Origin of the sequence: Saccharothrix sp. BKS2, assembly GCF_047689505.1 — a bacterium.
In the GTDB taxonomy this organism is placed as follows: domain Bacteria; phylum Actinomycetota; class Actinomycetes; order Mycobacteriales; family Pseudonocardiaceae; genus Actinosynnema; species Actinosynnema lopnurensis.
Genome location: NZ_JAUQOL010000005.1, coordinates 496,921 through 512,495, shown reverse-complemented (window position 1 = coordinate 512,495; position 15,575 = coordinate 496,921). Strand labels below are relative to the sequence as shown.

General features: G+C 74.3%; 13 protein-coding genes, 1 pseudogene and 1 riboswitch. Of the genes and pseudogenes, 8 read left to right on the top strand and 6 right to left on the bottom strand.

All coding sequences use genetic code 11. The features are described 5' to 3' along the window. Position 1 precedes the first annotated feature (1 nt). Both Q5530_RS13350 and Q5530_RS13345 read right to left on the bottom strand, forming a co-directional pair. The gene (locus Q5530_RS13350) at positions 2–1,048 is read right to left on the bottom strand and encodes a hemolysin family protein (RefSeq protein WP_415362504.1); all 1,047 of its coding nucleotides are present in this window, start codon (positions 1,046–1,048) and stop codon (positions 2–4) included. Next, positions 1,045–2,397, bottom strand: a complete 1,353-nt coding sequence (locus tag Q5530_RS13345; protein WP_415362503.1) for a hemolysin family protein — start codon at positions 2,395–2,397, stop codon at positions 1,045–1,047. The genes Q5530_RS13350 and Q5530_RS13345 overlap by 4 nt, the downstream gene beginning before the upstream one ends. A 157-nt stretch (positions 2,398–2,554) precedes the next feature. Here Q5530_RS13345 and Q5530_RS13340 point away from each other — a divergent pair, with 157 nt between their 5' ends. Together Q5530_RS13340 and argG are read left to right on the top strand one after the other, a co-directional pair. Beyond that, the gene (locus Q5530_RS13340) at positions 2,555–2,953 is read left to right on the top strand and encodes a MerR family transcriptional regulator (protein WP_380642467.1); all 399 of its coding nucleotides are present in this window, start codon (positions 2,555–2,557) and stop codon (positions 2,951–2,953) included. Between the two features lie 150 nt (positions 2,954–3,103). Beyond that, the gene (gene argG / locus Q5530_RS13335) at positions 3,104–4,546 is read left to right on the top strand and encodes an argininosuccinate synthase (RefSeq protein WP_415362502.1); all 1,443 of its coding nucleotides are present in this window, start codon (positions 3,104–3,106) and stop codon (positions 4,544–4,546) included. 43 nt (positions 4,547–4,589) lie between these two features. Here argG and Q5530_RS13330 read toward each other — a convergent pair whose 3' ends face one another. Next, positions 4,590–8,303 carry a hypothetical protein gene (locus tag Q5530_RS13330; protein ID WP_415362501.1) on the bottom strand — a complete coding sequence of 1,238 codons (3,714 nt, stop codon included), beginning with the start codon at positions 8,301–8,303 and terminating at the stop codon, positions 4,590–4,592. Positions 8,304–8,475: 172 nt separating this feature from the next. Between Q5530_RS13330 and Q5530_RS13325 the strand changes: the two genes are divergently transcribed. Then, the gene (locus Q5530_RS13325) at positions 8,476–9,231 is read left to right on the top strand and encodes a ZIP family metal transporter (RefSeq protein ID WP_415362500.1); all 756 of its coding nucleotides are present in this window, start codon (positions 8,476–8,478) and stop codon (positions 9,229–9,231) included. 91 nt (positions 9,232–9,322) lie between these two features. Further along, a complete protein-coding gene (locus tag Q5530_RS13320) occupies positions 9,323–10,867 on the top strand; it encodes a flavin-containing monooxygenase (RefSeq protein ID WP_415362499.1) in 1,545 nt (514 codons plus the stop codon). A gap of 98 nt (positions 10,868–10,965) precedes the next feature. Here the strand turns inward: Q5530_RS13320 and Q5530_RS13315 are convergent, their stop codons facing one another. After that, a complete protein-coding gene (locus Q5530_RS13315; RefSeq protein ID WP_415362498.1) occupies positions 10,966–11,241 on the bottom strand; it encodes a hypothetical protein in 276 nt (91 codons plus the stop codon). Between the two features lie 235 nt (positions 11,242–11,476). Continuing rightward, on the bottom strand, positions 11,477–12,100 hold the full coding sequence (locus Q5530_RS13310; protein WP_415362497.1) for a TetR/AcrR family transcriptional regulator: 624 nt from the start codon (positions 12,098–12,100) through the stop codon (positions 11,477–11,479). A gap of 101 nt (positions 12,101–12,201) precedes the next feature. Between Q5530_RS13310 and Q5530_RS13305 the strand changes: the two genes are divergently transcribed. The 3 genes from Q5530_RS13305 to Q5530_RS13295 all read left to right on the top strand — a co-directional run bounded on the left by Q5530_RS13305 (position 12,202) and on the right by Q5530_RS13295 (position 14,501). Further along, positions 12,202–12,951: an SDR family NAD(P)-dependent oxidoreductase gene (locus tag Q5530_RS13305; RefSeq protein WP_415362496.1), complete on the top strand. Its 750-nt coding sequence runs from the start codon at positions 12,202–12,204 to the stop codon at positions 12,949–12,951. A gap of 274 nt (positions 12,952–13,225) precedes the next feature. Further along, positions 13,226–13,618 (top strand): hypothetical protein, encoded by a 393-nt coding sequence (locus tag Q5530_RS13300; RefSeq protein ID WP_415362495.1) that lies wholly within the window; start codon positions 13,226–13,228, stop codon positions 13,616–13,618. Beyond that, positions 13,584–14,501, top strand: a complete 918-nt coding sequence (locus Q5530_RS13295) for a choice-of-anchor P family protein (RefSeq protein ID WP_415362494.1) — start codon at positions 13,584–13,586, stop codon at positions 14,499–14,501. The genes Q5530_RS13300 and Q5530_RS13295 overlap by 35 nt, the downstream gene beginning before the upstream one ends. Before the next feature lie 49 nt (positions 14,502–14,550). Here the strand turns inward: Q5530_RS13295 and Q5530_RS13290 are convergent, their stop codons facing one another. Further along, positions 14,551–14,925, bottom strand: coding sequence for a hypothetical protein (locus Q5530_RS13290; protein ID WP_415362493.1), 375 nt, complete (start codon positions 14,923–14,925; stop codon positions 14,551–14,553). Positions 14,926–15,034: 109 nt separating this feature from the next. Further along, a riboswitch (cobalamin riboswitch) is annotated at positions 15,035–15,162 on the bottom strand. Between the two features lie 216 nt (positions 15,163–15,378). On the opposite strand from Q5530_RS13290, the pseudogene Q5530_RS13285 reads away from it, so the two are divergent. After that, positions 15,379–15,489, top strand: a pseudogene (locus Q5530_RS13285) (VOC family protein); the annotation flags it as partial. Between the last annotated feature and the right edge of the window lie 86 nt (positions 15,490–15,575).

The window sequence follows — 15,575 nt, the reverse complement described above, 5'->3', positions numbered from 1 at the left end:
GTCAGCTCTTGCGGAGCGGGGTGTCTGTCTCGTCCTCGAAATCGCCGATCAGCTCTTCGAGGAGGTCTTCCAGGGTGGCGATGCCGACCACGCGGTCGTCCGGACCGGCCACCAGCGCCAGCTGCGCCCGGTCCTCGCGCATCGCGGTCACCGCGCTCGCCACCGGCATCCCGGCGCGCAGGGTCAGCGGCCGGGACATCAGCTCGCGGGCCGGCACGTCCCTGCCCGCGGCGGTGGCGCGCACCGCCTCGCGGATGTGCACCAGCCCGACGAAACCGCCGCCCGCGTCCCGGACCGGGAAGCGGGAGCGCCCGGACTCGCGGCTGCGGTGCTCGATCGCCCGCGCGCCGGTGTCCTCGGTGACGCTGACCGTGTCCTCGATCGGCACCATGATCTGCGCGACGGTCGTCTTCTGGAGCTGGAGCATCCGGGTCAGCAGGCGCTGCTGGCCCTCGGGGATCAGGCCGTGCTCGCCGGACTGCCGCACCAGCATCCGCAGCTCCTCCGGCCGGTGCGCCTGCGCCAGCTCGTCCTGCGGCTCGACCTTGAACGCCCGCAGCAGCGCGTTGGTGATCCCGTTGAGGCCGCTGAGCAGCAGGCGGACCACGTGGGCGAACGCCCGGAACGGGATGGCCAGCAGCGTCGCGGAGCGCTCCGGGTGGGTGATCGCCCATGACTTCGGGGCCATCTCGCCCACGACCATGTGCAGGAACACCACCACGAACAGCGACAGCGTGAACGCGATCGCGTAGGCCACCGCGTCGGGCAGGCCCACGCCCACCAGCAGCGGGTCGAGCAGGTCGGCCACGGCGGGCTTGGCCAGCGCGCCCAGGCCCAGCGTGCACAGCGTGATGCCCAGCTGCGCGCCCGCCAGCATCAGCGACAGCTCGCGGACACCGGCCACGGCGGCACGTGCCGCGCGGCTGGTCTCGGCGTCCTGCTCCAGCCGGTGCCGCTTGGCGGCGATGAGGGCGAACTCCGCGGCGACGAAGAACGCGTTGGCCACCAGCAGGAACAGGGAGACCACCAGGGCCCAGGTGGTGCTCATCGGACGCCCTCCCGGTCCTCGGCGGTGTCGCGGTCCCCGGCGTCGTCCGCCGGCGCGCCGGCGGCGCGGCTGAGCACGACGCTGCCGGGCACGTTGCGGTTGACCTCGGTCACGTGCAGGGAGATGCCGTCGAACTCGACCCGGTCACCGACCCGCGCGGTGCGCCCCAGCAGGTGCAGCAGCAGGCCGGAGACGGTGTCGTAGCTGTCGTGCTCGGGCAGCTCGACCCCGGTGGCGTCGGCGATCTCGTCCACGCGCATCCGGCCGGGCACCCGCCACGCGCCGGGGCCGATCGGCTCGATCGCCTCCTCGACGATGTCGTCCTCGTCGTGGATCTCGCCCACCAGCTCCTCGGCCAGGTCCTCCAGCGAGACCACGCCCGCGAACCCGCCGAACTCGTCCACCACGCACGCCAGCTGGCGGTGCTCGGCGCGCAGCCGCTCCAGCACGGCGGGCAGCGGCAGCGTCGTGGGCACGACCAGCGCGGGCGAGGCCACGTCGCCGACCGGGGTGGTGCCGCGCGCCTCGGGCTCGACGGTCAGCACCTCGGCCAGCCCGATCACGCCGCGCAGGTCGTCCAGGCCGTCGCCGACGACGGGGAAGCGCGAGTGGCCGGTGTCGAGCAGCTCGACCACGCGCGCCACCGGCTCGGCCGCGCCGATGGTGTGCACCACCACGCGGGGCGTCATGGCCTGCTCGGCGACCAGCCCGCGGAAGTCCAGGCCGCGGTCGAGCAGCCGGGACAGCTCGGGGTCCAGGTGCCCCTCGGCGCCCGCGTCACCGATGATCTGCTTGAGGTCCTCGGGGGTCGCGCCCTGGGGCAGTTCCTCCACCGGCTCGATGCCGACCGCGCGCAGCAGCCGGTTGGCCGCCGCGTCGAACAGCCGGATCACCGGGCCGGCGATCTTCAGGTACACCACCGTCGACCCGCTCAGCGCCTTGGCCAGCGCCTCGGGTTCCGCGATGGCGAGGTTCTTGGGGAACAGCTCGCCCAGCACCATCTGCACCGCGGTGGCGAACACCAGCGCGACGGCCATGGAGATCGAGGTGGTCGCGCCCTCGGGCAGGCCGGTCAGCCCCACCACGCCGGTGAGGCCGGTGCCGAGCAGCGGTTCGGCCACGTAACCCACCAGCAGCGCGGTGACCGTGATGCCGAACTGGGCGCCGGAGAGCATGAAGGACAGGCGCTGCGTGACCGCGTACGCGCGGCCCGCGGCCTTGTCGCCGTTCTCGGCGAGGTGCTGGAGCTTGCCCCGGTCGACCGCCATGTAGGCGAACTCCTGGGCGACGAAGTACCCGGTGGCCGCGGTGAGGGCCACGATCGCGAGCAGGCCGGAAAAGATCAACACGGTAGGCTCGCCAGGTTGGTTCCGCAGTTCAGCCGGGTCCTGCCCGGCCGAGTACTGCAGCCGTCCACGTCTGTTTCGTCAGGTTCATCAGGCATACTCAACACTAGCACGTGGCACTGTACGGTTGACGTGGTGCGGCGGAGAGGGGAAACCGGCGGTGACGGAGGTCCTGCTCAAGATCGGTGAACTGGCCGCCCGCGCGGGGGTCAGCTCCCGCACCGTCGACTACTACACCACCCTGGGGCTGCTGTCCCCGACCAAGCGCACCGCGGGCAACTTCCGGCTGTACCACCCGTCCGACGTCGACCGGATCCACCTCGTCCAGCGACTGGAGGTGGAGGGCCTGCCGCTGGAGCAGATCGCCGGCGCGCTGGGCACCTCGCACGTCGACGTCAGCGCCATCCTCGACCGCATCAACGAGGACCTGCGCACCCTCCAGGCCGCGACCGAGACCGCGTCCCCGGAGGTCCACGGGCTGCTGGCGGCCATCGCCACCCGGGTCCACTCGCTGATCACCGTCGCGCTCCAGATCCCGCCGGACATGCTGGCGCCCTGACTCCGGGGTCCGGAGAGGCGCGGGACGACCGTGCGCCCCTGCTGTCCTGCCTCGCCCACGGCGGCTGCCCCGTGCCCGCGGGACCCCCGGACGACCCTTCACCGACCCCGGCTATGAATGATCATTCATCGTCGTGCATACTTCTGAACCGTGTCCAAGGTGCTCACTTCCCTCCCCGCCGGCGAACGCGTCGGCATCGCCTTCTCCGGTGGCCTCGACACCTCGGTGGCGGTCGCGTGGATGCGTGAGAAGGGGGCGGTGCCGTGCACGTACACCGCCGACATCGGTCAGTACGACGAACCCGACATCGCCTCCGTGCCGGGCCGGGCCTCGACCTACGGCGCGGAGCTCGCCCGCCTGGTCGACTGCCGGGCCGCCCTCGTCGAGGAGGGCCTCGCGGCCCTGGCCTGCGGGGCGTTCCACATCCGGTCCGGCGGCCGCACGTACTTCAACACCACCCCGCTCGGCCGGGCCGTCACCGGCACCATGCTGGTGCGCGCCATGCTCGACGACGACGTGCAGATCTGGGGCGACGGCTCCACCTACAAGGGCAACGACATCGAGCGGTTCTACCGCTACGGCCTGCTCGCCAACCCCTCCCTGCGGATCTACAAGCCGTGGCTGGACGCCGACTTCGTCCGCGAGCTGGGCGGCCGCACCGAGATGTCCGAGTGGCTGCTCGCCCGCGACCTGCCCTACCGGGCCAGCACCGAGAAGGCGTACTCCACCGACGCCAACATCTGGGGCGCGACGCACGAGGCCAAGGCGCTCGAACACCTCGGCGCGGGCATCGAGATCGTCGAACCGATCATGGGCGTGCGGTTCTGGGACGCCGAGGTCGAGATCGCCCCCGAGGACGTCACCGTCGGCTTCGAGCAGGGCCGCCCCGTGACGATCAACGGCAAGGAGTTCGGCGACTCCGTCGACCTCGTGCTGGAGGCCAACGCCATCGGCGGCCGGCACGGCCTGGGCATGTCCGACCAGATCGAGAACCGGGTCATCGAGGCCAAGAGCCGCGGCATCTACGAGGCCCCGGGCATGGCGCTGCTGCACGCCGCCTACGAGCGGCTGGTCAACGCCATCCACAACGAGGACACCCTCGCGGCCTACCACAGCGAGGGCCGCAAGCTGGGCCGGCTGCTCTACGAGGGCCGCTGGCTGGACCCGCAGGCGCTGATGGTGCGCGAGTCGCTCCAGCGCTGGGTCGGCACCGCCGTCACCGGCGAGGTCACGCTGCGCCTGCGCCGCGGCGAGGACTACTCCGTCCTGGACACCACCGGCCCCTCGTTCAGCTACCACCCGGACAAGCTGTCCATGGAGCGCACCGCGGACTCCGCGTTCGGCCCGGTCGACCGCATCGGCCAGCTGACCATGCGCAACCTGGACATCGCCGACTCCCGCGCCAAGCTGGAGCAGTACGCGGTCCTGGGCATGATCGGCAGCCAGTCGACCCTGATCAACGCCGCGCCCACCGCGCCGACCGAGCTGATCGGCGAGATGCCCGAGGGCGGGGCCGAGGTCATCGCCTCGCGGGGCAAGACCGCCGACGACGAGCTGCTCGACCACGCCGCCCTGGAGGCCGGCAACGACTGAGGCCGCGGTCCGCGCGCGTCGCTCCACGTGGGCGGCGCGCGCGTCACCGGCCGGTCAGGTCGAACTCGGCGGTCACCACGTCGAGCACCTCCGGGTGCGCGGCGGCCACCGCGTCCAGTGCCCGGGGCCACTCCAGGGTGGTCAGCAGGTGCGCGGCCGGGCGGCCGGTGGCGCGCAGCTCCGGGTCGTCCAGCAGGAGCCGCCACAGCGCGGCCCGCCGGGCGGCCACCGGGATCGCGGGGACGACCGCCTCGGCCCGCGCCCGGTCCCCGCGCCGCAGGGCGTCGCGGGCCAGCGCCTCCAGGACGTCGGCCCGGTGCTCCGGCCCGGTCGTCGCGTCGACCAGGGCGTCCACGCGGTGGCGCGGCAGCTCGACGGACCCGGGCGTCGCGCCGATCACCGACACGAGCGCGCCGGAGCGCGGCCAACCCCGGGGGAACCCCTCGACCAGGTCGAGCGCCCGGTCCACCAGACCGGCGGTGGCCAACGCCTTGACCAGGAACCGGCGGGCCTCCGCCCGGTACCGGGGGACCACGATGGTGCCGACGACCTCCTCCGCGCGGTCGAAGTCCTCGGCGGTCGCCAGCGCGCGCACCACCAGCGTCTCCGCCTTCGCCTGGTAGGCGTCCTCCTCGAACGACCGGGCCAGCTCCGCCGCGCCGTCGTGGTCGCCGAGCCGGGCGCGGGCGGCGACCAGGGCCAACGCGGCCCGCGCGCGGTGGCCGGGCCGCGCGATGTCCGGCAGCGCCGCCCGCGCCCGCGCGAGCGCGGACCGCGCGAGGTCGTACCTGCCGGTGGCGCGCCCGGCGTCCGCGAGGTCGAGCAGCGCGCGGACCCGCGCGAGGGGGTTGGCCATCCGCCGCACGACCGCCTCGGCACGCGCGAACAGGGCGTCGTCGCGGCCCGCGCGGGCCGCGGCGGTCAGCAACCGGGCCCGCCACGGCAGGTGGGGGAGAGACCCCGCGTGCCCGGCCGCGCGGGCGGCGAAGTGCGGGTCGCCGGACAGGGCGGCCATCAGCGCCTCGGCCCGCCAGTACCCGTCGGGCATCGACCCGGCGATCCGCTCGGCCCGGTCGGGCGACCCGGCGGCGGCGAGGTCGCGTGCCAGCTCCACCAGCAGTTCGACCCGGTCCGGCGAGTCCGGCACCAGCCACGCCAGCCGTTCGGCCCCGCGGTGGTCACCGCGTTCCCGAGCGGCGGCCACGAGCAGCCGGAACGCCCGCGTCCGCACGTCGTCCCCGGCGTGGACGGCCAGTTCCTCCGCGCGTCCCCACCCGCCCATCGCGATCTCGACCCGGACGAGGTCGAGCAGCCGGTCGCGGTCCGGCGCCACCTCGCCCAGGGCGGTGGCCAGGCGGCGCGCCTCGACGGCGTGGCCCCGGGCGGCGTGGGCCAGCGCGAGCGACAGCAGCGCCGCCGGCCGGTCCGCCGCGTCCGACCTCGACCTCGCCGCCACCTCCGCCTCGACGGCCAGGCGACGGGCCACCTCCGGTTGCCCGTGGGCCAGGGCGGCCTGGCCGATCGCCACCAGCACCGCCGGCCACGGTGCGTGCTCGGCGGCCACCTCCTCGGCGCGGCGCACGTCCCCGAGGACCATGAACGCCTCCACGACGCGCTCGGCCGCCGTGAACCGGTCCACCTCCGGCAGCAGCGCGACCGCGTCCTCCAGCGGCCCGGGGTCCCCGGTCTCCGCAGCCCACGCCACCAGGGCGTCGACCCGATCGTGCGCCGGCTTGATCGAGGAGATGTACTCGCCGACCTCGGCGGCGTCCCGCGTAGCGGTCAGCGCGACCACCAGGGGGCGGTGGTCGCGCTCCTGCCGGGAAGCGGCGGTGACGCGGTTCTCCACCAGCAGCGCCAGCCGACCCGCCCGCTCGTGGTCGCCGGAGCGCGCCGCCGCCACCACGAGGCGGGCCAGCACCGGCAGTTCGAGCGAAGGTTCCGCGATCACCCCGCAGAGCTCCTCCGCCCCGCGCAGGTCCCCGGCCGCGATGGCGGCCTCCGCCGCCGAGACGAGGGCGTGCTCCCGCTGGTCGCTGCCGGACAGCGACTCCGCGACCTCCCGTGCGGACGCGGCCAGCCGCAGCGCCTCCGCCGCGTCCCCCGCTCCAGCCGCGGCCCGCGCCAGCAGCACCAGCGCGGCGATCCTCGCCTGTGCCGCCAGCAGGCCCCGGGTCACCGCCCCCGCCCGCTCGACGTGCCCGGCCGCGATCATCGACCCCACCAGGGCGAGCTGCGCCTCGGTCCGCCGGTCCGGGTCGGTGATCGACGAGGCCAGCTCCTCCGCGCGGTCGAGGTGGCCGCCCGCCGCGAGCGCGCCGGCCAGGTGCACCGCCGTGGCCGGCCGGCGGTCCGGGTCGGTCAGGGCCTCGGCGCGCGCGACGTTGCCCAGTCCCGCCCACAGCGCGGGTAATCGCTCGGGGATCGCCGAACCGCGCTTGACCAGGCGGTCGCGGTGCACGGCCAGCCGTGCCAGGGCGGCCAGGTCGGGGTGCTCGGCGGTGAGCAGCAGGTCCTGGGCGGCGGCGATCTCGGCCAGCGCGTCGCCGTCGCCGCCGGACAGGTCCAGCACCCGGTCGTGCCGGGCGGGGTCGGTCGCGCAGGAGACCAGCCGGGCGGTGTCGCCGGTGGCCACCAGCAGCCGGTGGTAGCCGCGCAGCAGGTACTCGGGGGTGTCCTCGGGCCAGCCCCGGTCGCGGTACCCGTCGGCCCAGCGGTGCAGGCGGTCCCGGTACCCGGCGATCGCGGCGCGGCCCAGGCGCTCCTCGGCCGTCGCCTGGAGCTCCTCGTGGCCCAGCAGGTAGACCGTGCCCGGCCGCCAGCGGCCGGGGCGGACGTCGAAGCCGCGCCCGGCCACGGTGCGCAGCTGCCGGCGCACCTCGTGCTCGTCGCGGCCGGTCAGCTCGGCCAGGTCCGGCCCGCCGAGACCACCCGCCGCCGAGACGACCAGGCCCAGCAGGTCCCGCCCGGCGCGGCCGCCCCGCAGCAGCCGGTCCAGCTCCAGCTCCATGTCGTCGCGCAGGACACGGGCCCGCGCGGACACCGCCAGGTCCCGGGTGATCAGGGGGTCGCGCAGCGGGTGGTGCGGGCTGAGGTCGGCGGGCGCGGGCGGGTTGGGCCGCCCGGAGACCACCACCCGCATCCCGGCCGCCGGGTGGGCGGGCAGCAGCGCCGCGATGCTGTGCGCGCCGGTGGGCGCGGCGGCGCCCCGGTCCTCGTCCAGGCCGTCGACGAGCAGCACCAGCCGTTCGCCGCGCGACCGGCACAGCTCGGCGGCCTCGGCCAGCATCCCGACCAGGTGCGCCTCCCGGGTCGCCTCGGGCAGCAGCGCCGGCAGCGGCTCCGCCAGCAGCTCGGCGAGCTGTTCGAGCACGACCTCGACGAACGCGCCCCGGTGGTCCTGGCCGGCCAGGCGACCGGTCACGAAGAACGACACCACCCGCACCCCGTCCGGCGGGTGCAGGACGAACCAGGACATCAGCGCGGACTTGCCCGCCCACTTCGGCGCGCGCCACCAGCGGTAGGACCCGGCGTCGTCGTCGAGGCAGAACGCCGCCAGCTCGGCGAGCTCCGCCTCCCGCCCGACCAGCTCCGGGGGAGCGATCTGGCGCACCTGCTCGCGGTAGCGCGAGCGCGCGGCGGGCGACCCGGTCCCGACGTGCACCCCGCCGCTGATGTCGCGGGCCTGCACGACCGGCTGGAACGCGGGACCGGTCACCCGGTTCTGGTGCTCGGGCACCCCGCCGTCGTCGGGCACGCCGCCATTCTCCCCGCCCCGAGGGGGCCGGTCCAGCTTCCCGGCGGCGGGACCTCGTCGGCTTCGGGCCCGACCACCCCGATCAGGGGGTTTCCGCGTCCACGGCCCGGGTAGTCGCGAGCACGAGAGCGGCCGGGGCTCCGGGCCGGACGATCGACGAGGGGACGACACCGTGCCGGGTGTGCTGGTGGCGGGCGGCTGGGGGCTGCTGGCGGGCTCGGCGCTGGTCGTGGGCGCGCTGATCGGCTACCTGGTCCGGATCCCGGCCGGCGCGGTGGCCGCCGTGATGGCCTTCGGCAGCGGCGTGCTGCTCTCCGCGGTGTCGTTCGAGCTGATCGCCGAGGCCCACGACAAGGGCGGCCTGCTGCCGACGGCGCTGGGCGCGGTGGCAGGCGCGCTGATCTACACGCTGGCCAACGTCGCCCTGGCCCGGCGCGGCGCGCGGCACCGCAAGCGCTCCGGCGGGCAGCAGCCCTCCGAGTCGGAGCAGTCCGGTTCCGGCACCGCCATCGCGCTGGGCGCGCTGCTCGACGGCGTGCCCGAGTCCATCGTGATCGGCACCAGCCTGCTCGGCGGCGGCGCGGTCAGCGTCGTCACGGTGGCCGCGGTGTTCATCAGCAACGTGCCCGAGGGCCTGTCCAGCGCCTCGGGCATGAGGCAGGCCGGGCGCGGGCGCGGTTACGTGTTCGGGCTCTGGGCCGGCATCGCGGTGATCAGCGGCCTGGCGGCGATGCTCGGGTACGGGGTGCTGGGCGGGGCGTCCGGGGCGGTGCTGGCCGCGATCACCGCGCTGGCCGGCGGCGCGATCCTGACCATGGTCGCCGACACCATGATCCCCGAGGCGTTCGAGAACGCGCACCTGTGGATCGGGCTGATCACGGTCGCGGGCTTCCTCACCGCCTTCGGCCTGTCCCAGCTCGAAAGCTGACGGCCCGGCTGCCGGGCCGTCCCTTTGCGCCGGGGCGCGGTGAGGCGATGATGGTGGTCGTCGGCACCCCTGCGCGCAGCACTGGAGCACCATGTCCCACCCCGCGGCACCCGAACCCGGCGACCTCGAGCACCTCGACGTGCTGATCGTCGGCGCGGGCATCTCCGGCATCGGCGCCGCCCACTACCTGCGCACCAGGCTGCCGGGGAAGACCTGGGCGATCCTGGAGGCCCGCGACGCGATCGGCGGCACCTGGGACCTGTTCCGCTACCCGGGCATCCGCTCCGACTCCGACCTCTACACCTTCAGCTACGAGTTCAAGCCGTGGACCAGCCGGAAGTCCATCGCCGACGCCACCACGATCCTCGACTACCTGCGCGAGACCGCGGCCGAGAACGGCATCGACCGGCACGTCCGCACCCACCACCGGGTGCTCGCCGCGTCCTGGTCGACCGAGGACGCGCGCTGGCTGGTGGAGGTCGAGCGCACCGACACCGGCGAGCGGCTGAGCCTGACCTGCGGCTGGCTGTTCTGCGCGAGCGGCTACTACGACTACGACGAGGGCTTCACCCCGGGGTTCGAGGGCCGCGAGGACTTCCGCGGCACGATCATCCACCCGCAGCACTGGCCCGAGGACCTCGACCACGCCGGCAAGCGCGTGGTCGTCATCGGCAGCGGCGCCACCGCGATCACCCTCGTCCCGGCCCTGGCCGACACCGCGGCCCACGTGACGATGCTCCAGCGCTCACCCACCTACGTCATGCCCGTGCCGTCGGTGGACCCCGTCGCCGGACTGCTGCGCAAGGTGCTCGGCACCCACCGCGCCTACCCGGTCATCAGGCGCAAGAACATCGCCCAACAGCGCGCCGTCTGGCTGTTCTGCCAACGCTTCCCCAAGGCCGCCCGCCGCCTGATCCGCCGCGTCAACACCAGGCAGCTCCCCGAGGGCTACCCGGTCGACGAGCACTTCCGCCCCACCTACGACCCGTGGGACCAGCGGCTGTGCGCGGTCCCGGACGGCGACCTGTTCCGGGCCATCCGCGGCGGCCGGGCCTCGGTGGTGACCGACCGGGTCGAGACCTTCACCGAGCGGGGCGTGCGACTCGCGTCGGGCCGCGAACTGGAAGCCGACGTCATCGTCACCGCCACCGGCCTGAAGCTGCGGGCCATGGGCGGCATCACCCTCACCGTGGACGGCGCGCCCGTGGCCCTGCCCGACACCGTGGCCTTCCGCGGCATGATGCTCAGCGGCGTGCCGAACTTCTCCTTCGCCATCGGCTACACCAACGCGTCCTGGACGCTCAAGGTCGGCCTGCTGTGCGAGCACTTCTGCCGCCTGCTGGCGCACATGGACGCGCACGGGTACGACACGTGCCGCCCGGACACCGGCGAGGGCCCGATGACGACCCGGCCGCTGCTGGACTTCGCCGCCGGTTACGTCCGTCGTTCGCTCGACCAGTTGCCGCGCCAGGGGGAGCGGGCCCCGTGGCTGATGTCGATGAGCTACCACGGTGACGTGAAGCTGCTGCGCGACCGCCCGGTGGACGACGAGCACCTGCGGTTCAGCCGCAGGCGGGGCAGCGCTCCGGAGGCGCCTTCGCGGTCGGTGCCGGGCACGCGGTCCGCGCCGCGCTGAACCACCCGCCCCGCCCCGGTCCGGGGCGGCGAACCGCGTCCGGCGCACCGTGGTGGCGCGCGGCACGGCGGCGGTCGGGGCGCTCGTCGGCGAGTTCGTCAGAGGCGATCGCTGACCCGATCGGTCAGCAGCACCGCGACCACGCCGACCGCCACCACCAGTCCCACCGCCCCCACCGCCTCCAGCGCCCGCTCCCGGGCCTGCGCGTCGCCCCACAGCCACATCGACGCCCAGCCCGCCAGCACCAGCCCCGCCACCGAGCCGATCGAGCACACCGCCCGCCGGTAGGAGCACCACCAGGTGCAGGACCCTGGCCGGGCGTGCCGGCACAGCGCCTCACCCCGGATGTCCCGGGGCAGCTGGACGGCGCTCACAGCTGTGCTCCGCACAACCGGCACCGGTTCCGGTTCGGCGCGGGCGAGGGCACGTGCACCCCTGCTTCTCCCACGGGGCACGGCGCGACGACATCCATGCCGTCGAGTGTGGCACCACCCGGACCCGACACCGGGTCGCGTCACCGCAATGGGCGCTCGCCGTGTCGCGCACAGCGCACTGGTGACCACGCACACCCGTTCGCGACGTACGCCCGCCCTCCGTCCGCGGCGTGCGCTACCGGCGTGGACGCTGTCGGGGTGGACGCTGTCGGGGTGGACGCGGGAGGTGGGCCAGGGCCGTCTCCGCGATGCCCCGCAGGGTGTCCTCGTCGGTCCCGGCCTTGCCGAGGGCCTCGATGCCGCGGTGAACGGCCAGCAGCAGGCCGGCGAGTTGCCGCGGGTCGGCGGCGGGGTCGAGGTCGCCGTTGCGCCGGCACGCCTCGAGGTCGGCGGTGATGGCCTGGTGGATGCTCTCGAAGGTCTTCAGCGAGCGAGCCGCCACCACCTCGTCGTGCTCGGCCAGCTCCGCAGTGCCCTTGGCCAGCAGGCAGCCGCGGTGGCCGGGCTCGGCGCAGGCGGTCGCGTGGTCCAGGAAATAGGCGGTGAGCCGCTCGAACGCCTGCTCGTCGTCACCGCCCAGCCGGCGGTTCGCCGAGGAGATCGCCGCGTTGCAGTGGTCGTCGAACACCCGGTGGAAGAGTTGGCGCTTGCCGCCGAACGCCCCGTACAGGCTGCCCTTGCCCAGCCCGGTGGCCGCCGCGATCGCGTCCATGCTGGTGCCGGCGAAGCCGGTCGTCCAGAACTGGTCGCGTGCCGTGTTCAGCACGCTCTCCTCGTCGAACTCCCTCGGCCTCGGCACCCCCGCAGTCTAAGCGTTCTTGACTGGATCGTCCACAACGCTCTACGTTGTGGACGATCCGGTCAAGAACAGGTTTTCGACGAGAGTGGGGAATTCAGGCGATGAGTGGACTCCTGGACGGCAAGGTGGCCGTGGTCACCGGTGGGACGAGCGGGATCGGGCTGGCCATCGCCCGGCGGTTCGTCGCCGAGGGCGCGCAGGTCTTCGTCACCGGCCGCCGGCAGGACCGGATCGACGCGGCGGCCGCGGAGCTCGGACCGCGGGCCGTCGCGGTGCGGTGCGACGTGGGGAACCTGGCCGAACTCGACGCCCTCTACGAGGTCGTCGCACAGCGGTCGGGCCGGATCGACGTCCTGGTGGCCAACGCGGGCGGCGCGGTGCCGGCCGTCCTCGGGGACATCACCGAGGAGCAGTTCGACAGCATGTTCGCCACGAACGTGAAGGGCGCGGTGTTCGGGGTGCAGAAGGCGATGCCCCTCCTGTCGAAGGGGGCCTCGGTGATCCTCATCGGGTCGAGCACGTCCTCGCGCCCCGACCGGGGCATGGAGGTCTACGGCGCGACCAAGGCGGCGCTGCGCAACTTCGCCCGCAGCTGGACGCTCAACGCGCGGGAGAACGGTTTCCGGGTCAACGTGCTGAGCCCGGGGCCGATCCGGACCCCCGGCCTGCTCGGCGTCGTCCCCGAGGACCGGCGGGACGACTTCGTCACGATGTTCGAGACCGTGCTCCCGGCGGGACGGCTCGGCGACCCGGACGAGGTCGCGTCGGCGGCCCTGCTCCTGGCCTCGGACACCGCCACGTACGTCAACGGCGCCGAGTGGTTCGTCGACGGCGGGTACACGAGCGTCTGACGAGCGCGACCGGGATTGCCGGCGCGGTGGCGTGCGGTTCGGGGAACAGCCCGGCCGGCGAAATTCGACGTGACAAGGCATTCCTCACCTCTGCCGACCAGGGCCCCGAGTACAACAGCGGTCACCCGGGTGATCGACCGACACCGGGCTTGGGGCGATCAGGTGAGCACACGCGGCCAAGTGGGTGCCGACCCGCTCGCCGCGCTGATGCACTCCCGCACGGCGACGACGGAACCGGTGCTCGACGTTCCGCACCCAACAAGGGAGTTCATCGGTGACCACCCCATCACCCCATCGCCACCGGCGCAGGCTCCTGCCGGCCATCACCGCGGCACTGACGGCCGTGCCGCTGTCGGTGGCCCTCACCGCCGTCCACCCCGTCACCGCGACGGCGGAGCCCGGTGTGCCGCAGGCGCCGGTGGTGGTGTTCGCGGAGGACTTCGAGAACGGTCAGGGCACCACGCCCGCCCTGCTCACCGCCTACACCGGCTTACCCCCGGTCAACCAGACCTACGACGCCGATCCCGCCTGGCTGACCGCCTGCAACGGCTGGCTCGCCTCGCTCCAGCAGGCCACCACGACTCCGCCCGGCAGCAGTTGCGGCAGCGGTGACTGGCAGGGCGGTCCGGACCATGGCCGGAGCCCTGGGGCAGTGGGCGGGCGGTGACCCGGTCGCCAACCACGCCGTCACCGCCTACACCGCGGGCAACCCGGGCGCGGGCAAGGTGCAGTTGCGCACGGAGCAGCCCATCCCGCCGGCGGCGCCCGACCGGTTCCTGACCTTCTCGGTGGACGCGGCCGAGCGGAACTGCTTCGCCAACCACGCGCTGTTCGAGTTCTACCTGGTCGACGGGTCCACCGCCATCCCCACCTCCACCACCCCGATCGAGCCCTGCGCCAACCCCTCGACCGTCATCGGCGGCACCGCCCGGGTCGGCCTCGACGCGCCGGGGTGCGCCTCGGTGCGCTTCACCCCGCCGGTGCTGGTGTTCGACGCCCACGCCCACGGCGGCAGGCTGACCGCACCGCTGGTCGGCGTCGGCCCCCTCGCGCCGTCCGACCTGAGCTGCACCACCCAGCCCGGCCTCGACGTGGACCAGCTGCTCGGCGCGGTCCTGCCGGGGATCGGCTCGCTGGGCGTCGTCGACACCGAGGCGCGCGGCGTGGTCGACGGCGACGGCGAGCGCACCGCCACCGCGCACGCCCGCACCGCCGGCGTCGCCCTGCTGGGCGGCCTGGTCACCGCCGACGAGATCCGCGCCAGGGCCGCCGCCGCCGAGGACGCCACCGGCGCGGTCACCACCGCGGGCGGCGTCGAGCTGGTCAACCTGCGCGTCAACGGCGTGCCCGTGGTCAACCCCGCGGTCGACCTGACCATCACCGTCCCGCTCGTCGCCACGGTCGTGGTCAACGAGCAGCGGTCCCTGGCGGGTGGCGCCGGCGTCGCCGTCAACGCCCCGCGCGTCCGCCTGCTCACCGGCACCGAACTCGTGATCAGCCACGCGAGGGTCACCCTGACCCGTCCCGGCGCCCCCTGCCCGACCAGCTGATGCCACCGGGTGGGGCGGTGGACACCACCGCCCCACCCGGCGACGTCGTTCAGGTCGTGCGCGGTGGGGTGCGCGCGTTCGGCGGTGTCACCACCCTGTCCCGGAGCGAGGCCGGTGGTGGCACGACACCGGGGCCGCCGCCGCTGATCCAGTCGATCACCTCGCGCAGTGCCCGGTCGTCGAGGACCCGCCCCAGCCACAGGGGTTTGGCGCCGGCGGCGCGGGCGGCGGGCGAGGGGTGGACGACCAGCAGGTTGGAGTGCGCGCAGGCGTCGAGGCAGTCGGACAGGCGGACCTCGGCGGTGCCGTCGAGCGCTTCGCGCAGCACGCGCACCTGCCCGTCGTGGTCGACCTGCGGGTGCTTGCGGGTGGTGCCGCAGCAGCACCCCCGGCAGACGGTGACGCGCGGGCGGTCCTCAGGCACGGTCCACCGCCCGCGTGATGGGCAGTGGTGGTGTTGACGACGTCAGGCGCATGGTGGAGCCGCCCTCTCTCGGGGAGATCCGCCCCGGTGGGTGAGGAGGCGACGGCGTGAGTCTCCTGACTCCCGGATCGACGCTCGTCCCGGCCTTCCCACCCCCGCTGGGGACGGTGGCCGCGGCGGGATCTGCTCCCCGGTCACAGTGGCGGGACCGTGCCGGAATGTCACCGGCTTCCTCGTCCGCCGTCGCCTGTGGTCGTCCGGATTGTGGCAACGAACCACCCGCGGTCCACGCCGGGGTGACCGGTCTCACGAAAGGAGGTCCGGACCCGAAGCGCCCGGACCGCGGTCGGTGTGTTCGGCGATCCGTCGACGCGCGGCGACCAGCTCGGCATTCTCGGTGCTGGTGGTGCCGGGTGGTCGACCTGAGTGGATGAGCTCTTGGCGGCGCGGGGCATGGGTGGTCCGGTCGCCGATGTCGAGGTGGCCCGCCTCGTCGGCCTCGGCGCGGTGGCCGTGCGGGAGTTCGAGGGCAGGGTGCGGATGGCGGACCCGGAGGGCGACGAGTTCTGCCTGCTGCGCCGACCTCGTCGCGCAACCCCGAAGGGGTCCCGCCGCGCGGGAGCACGCGGCCGGACCCCTCGACGGACTAC

Excerpts from the sequence above, each read along its gene's own strand:
- Q5530_RS13350 (WP_415362504.1), bottom strand. The coding sequence starts at position 1,048 with ATGAGCACCACCTGGGCCCTGGTGGTCTCCCTGTTCCTGCTGGTGGCC.
- Q5530_RS13320 (WP_415362499.1), top strand. The coding sequence starts at position 9,323 with ATGTCCCACCCCGCGGCACCCGAACCCGGCGACCTCGAGCACCTCGAC.
- Q5530_RS13305 (WP_415362496.1), top strand. The coding sequence starts at position 12,202 with ATGAGTGGACTCCTGGACGGCAAGGTGGCCGTGGTCACCGGTGGGACG.
- Q5530_RS13295 (WP_415362494.1), top strand. The coding sequence starts at position 13,584 with ATGGCCGGAGCCCTGGGGCAGTGGGCGGGCGGTGACCCGGTCGCCAAC.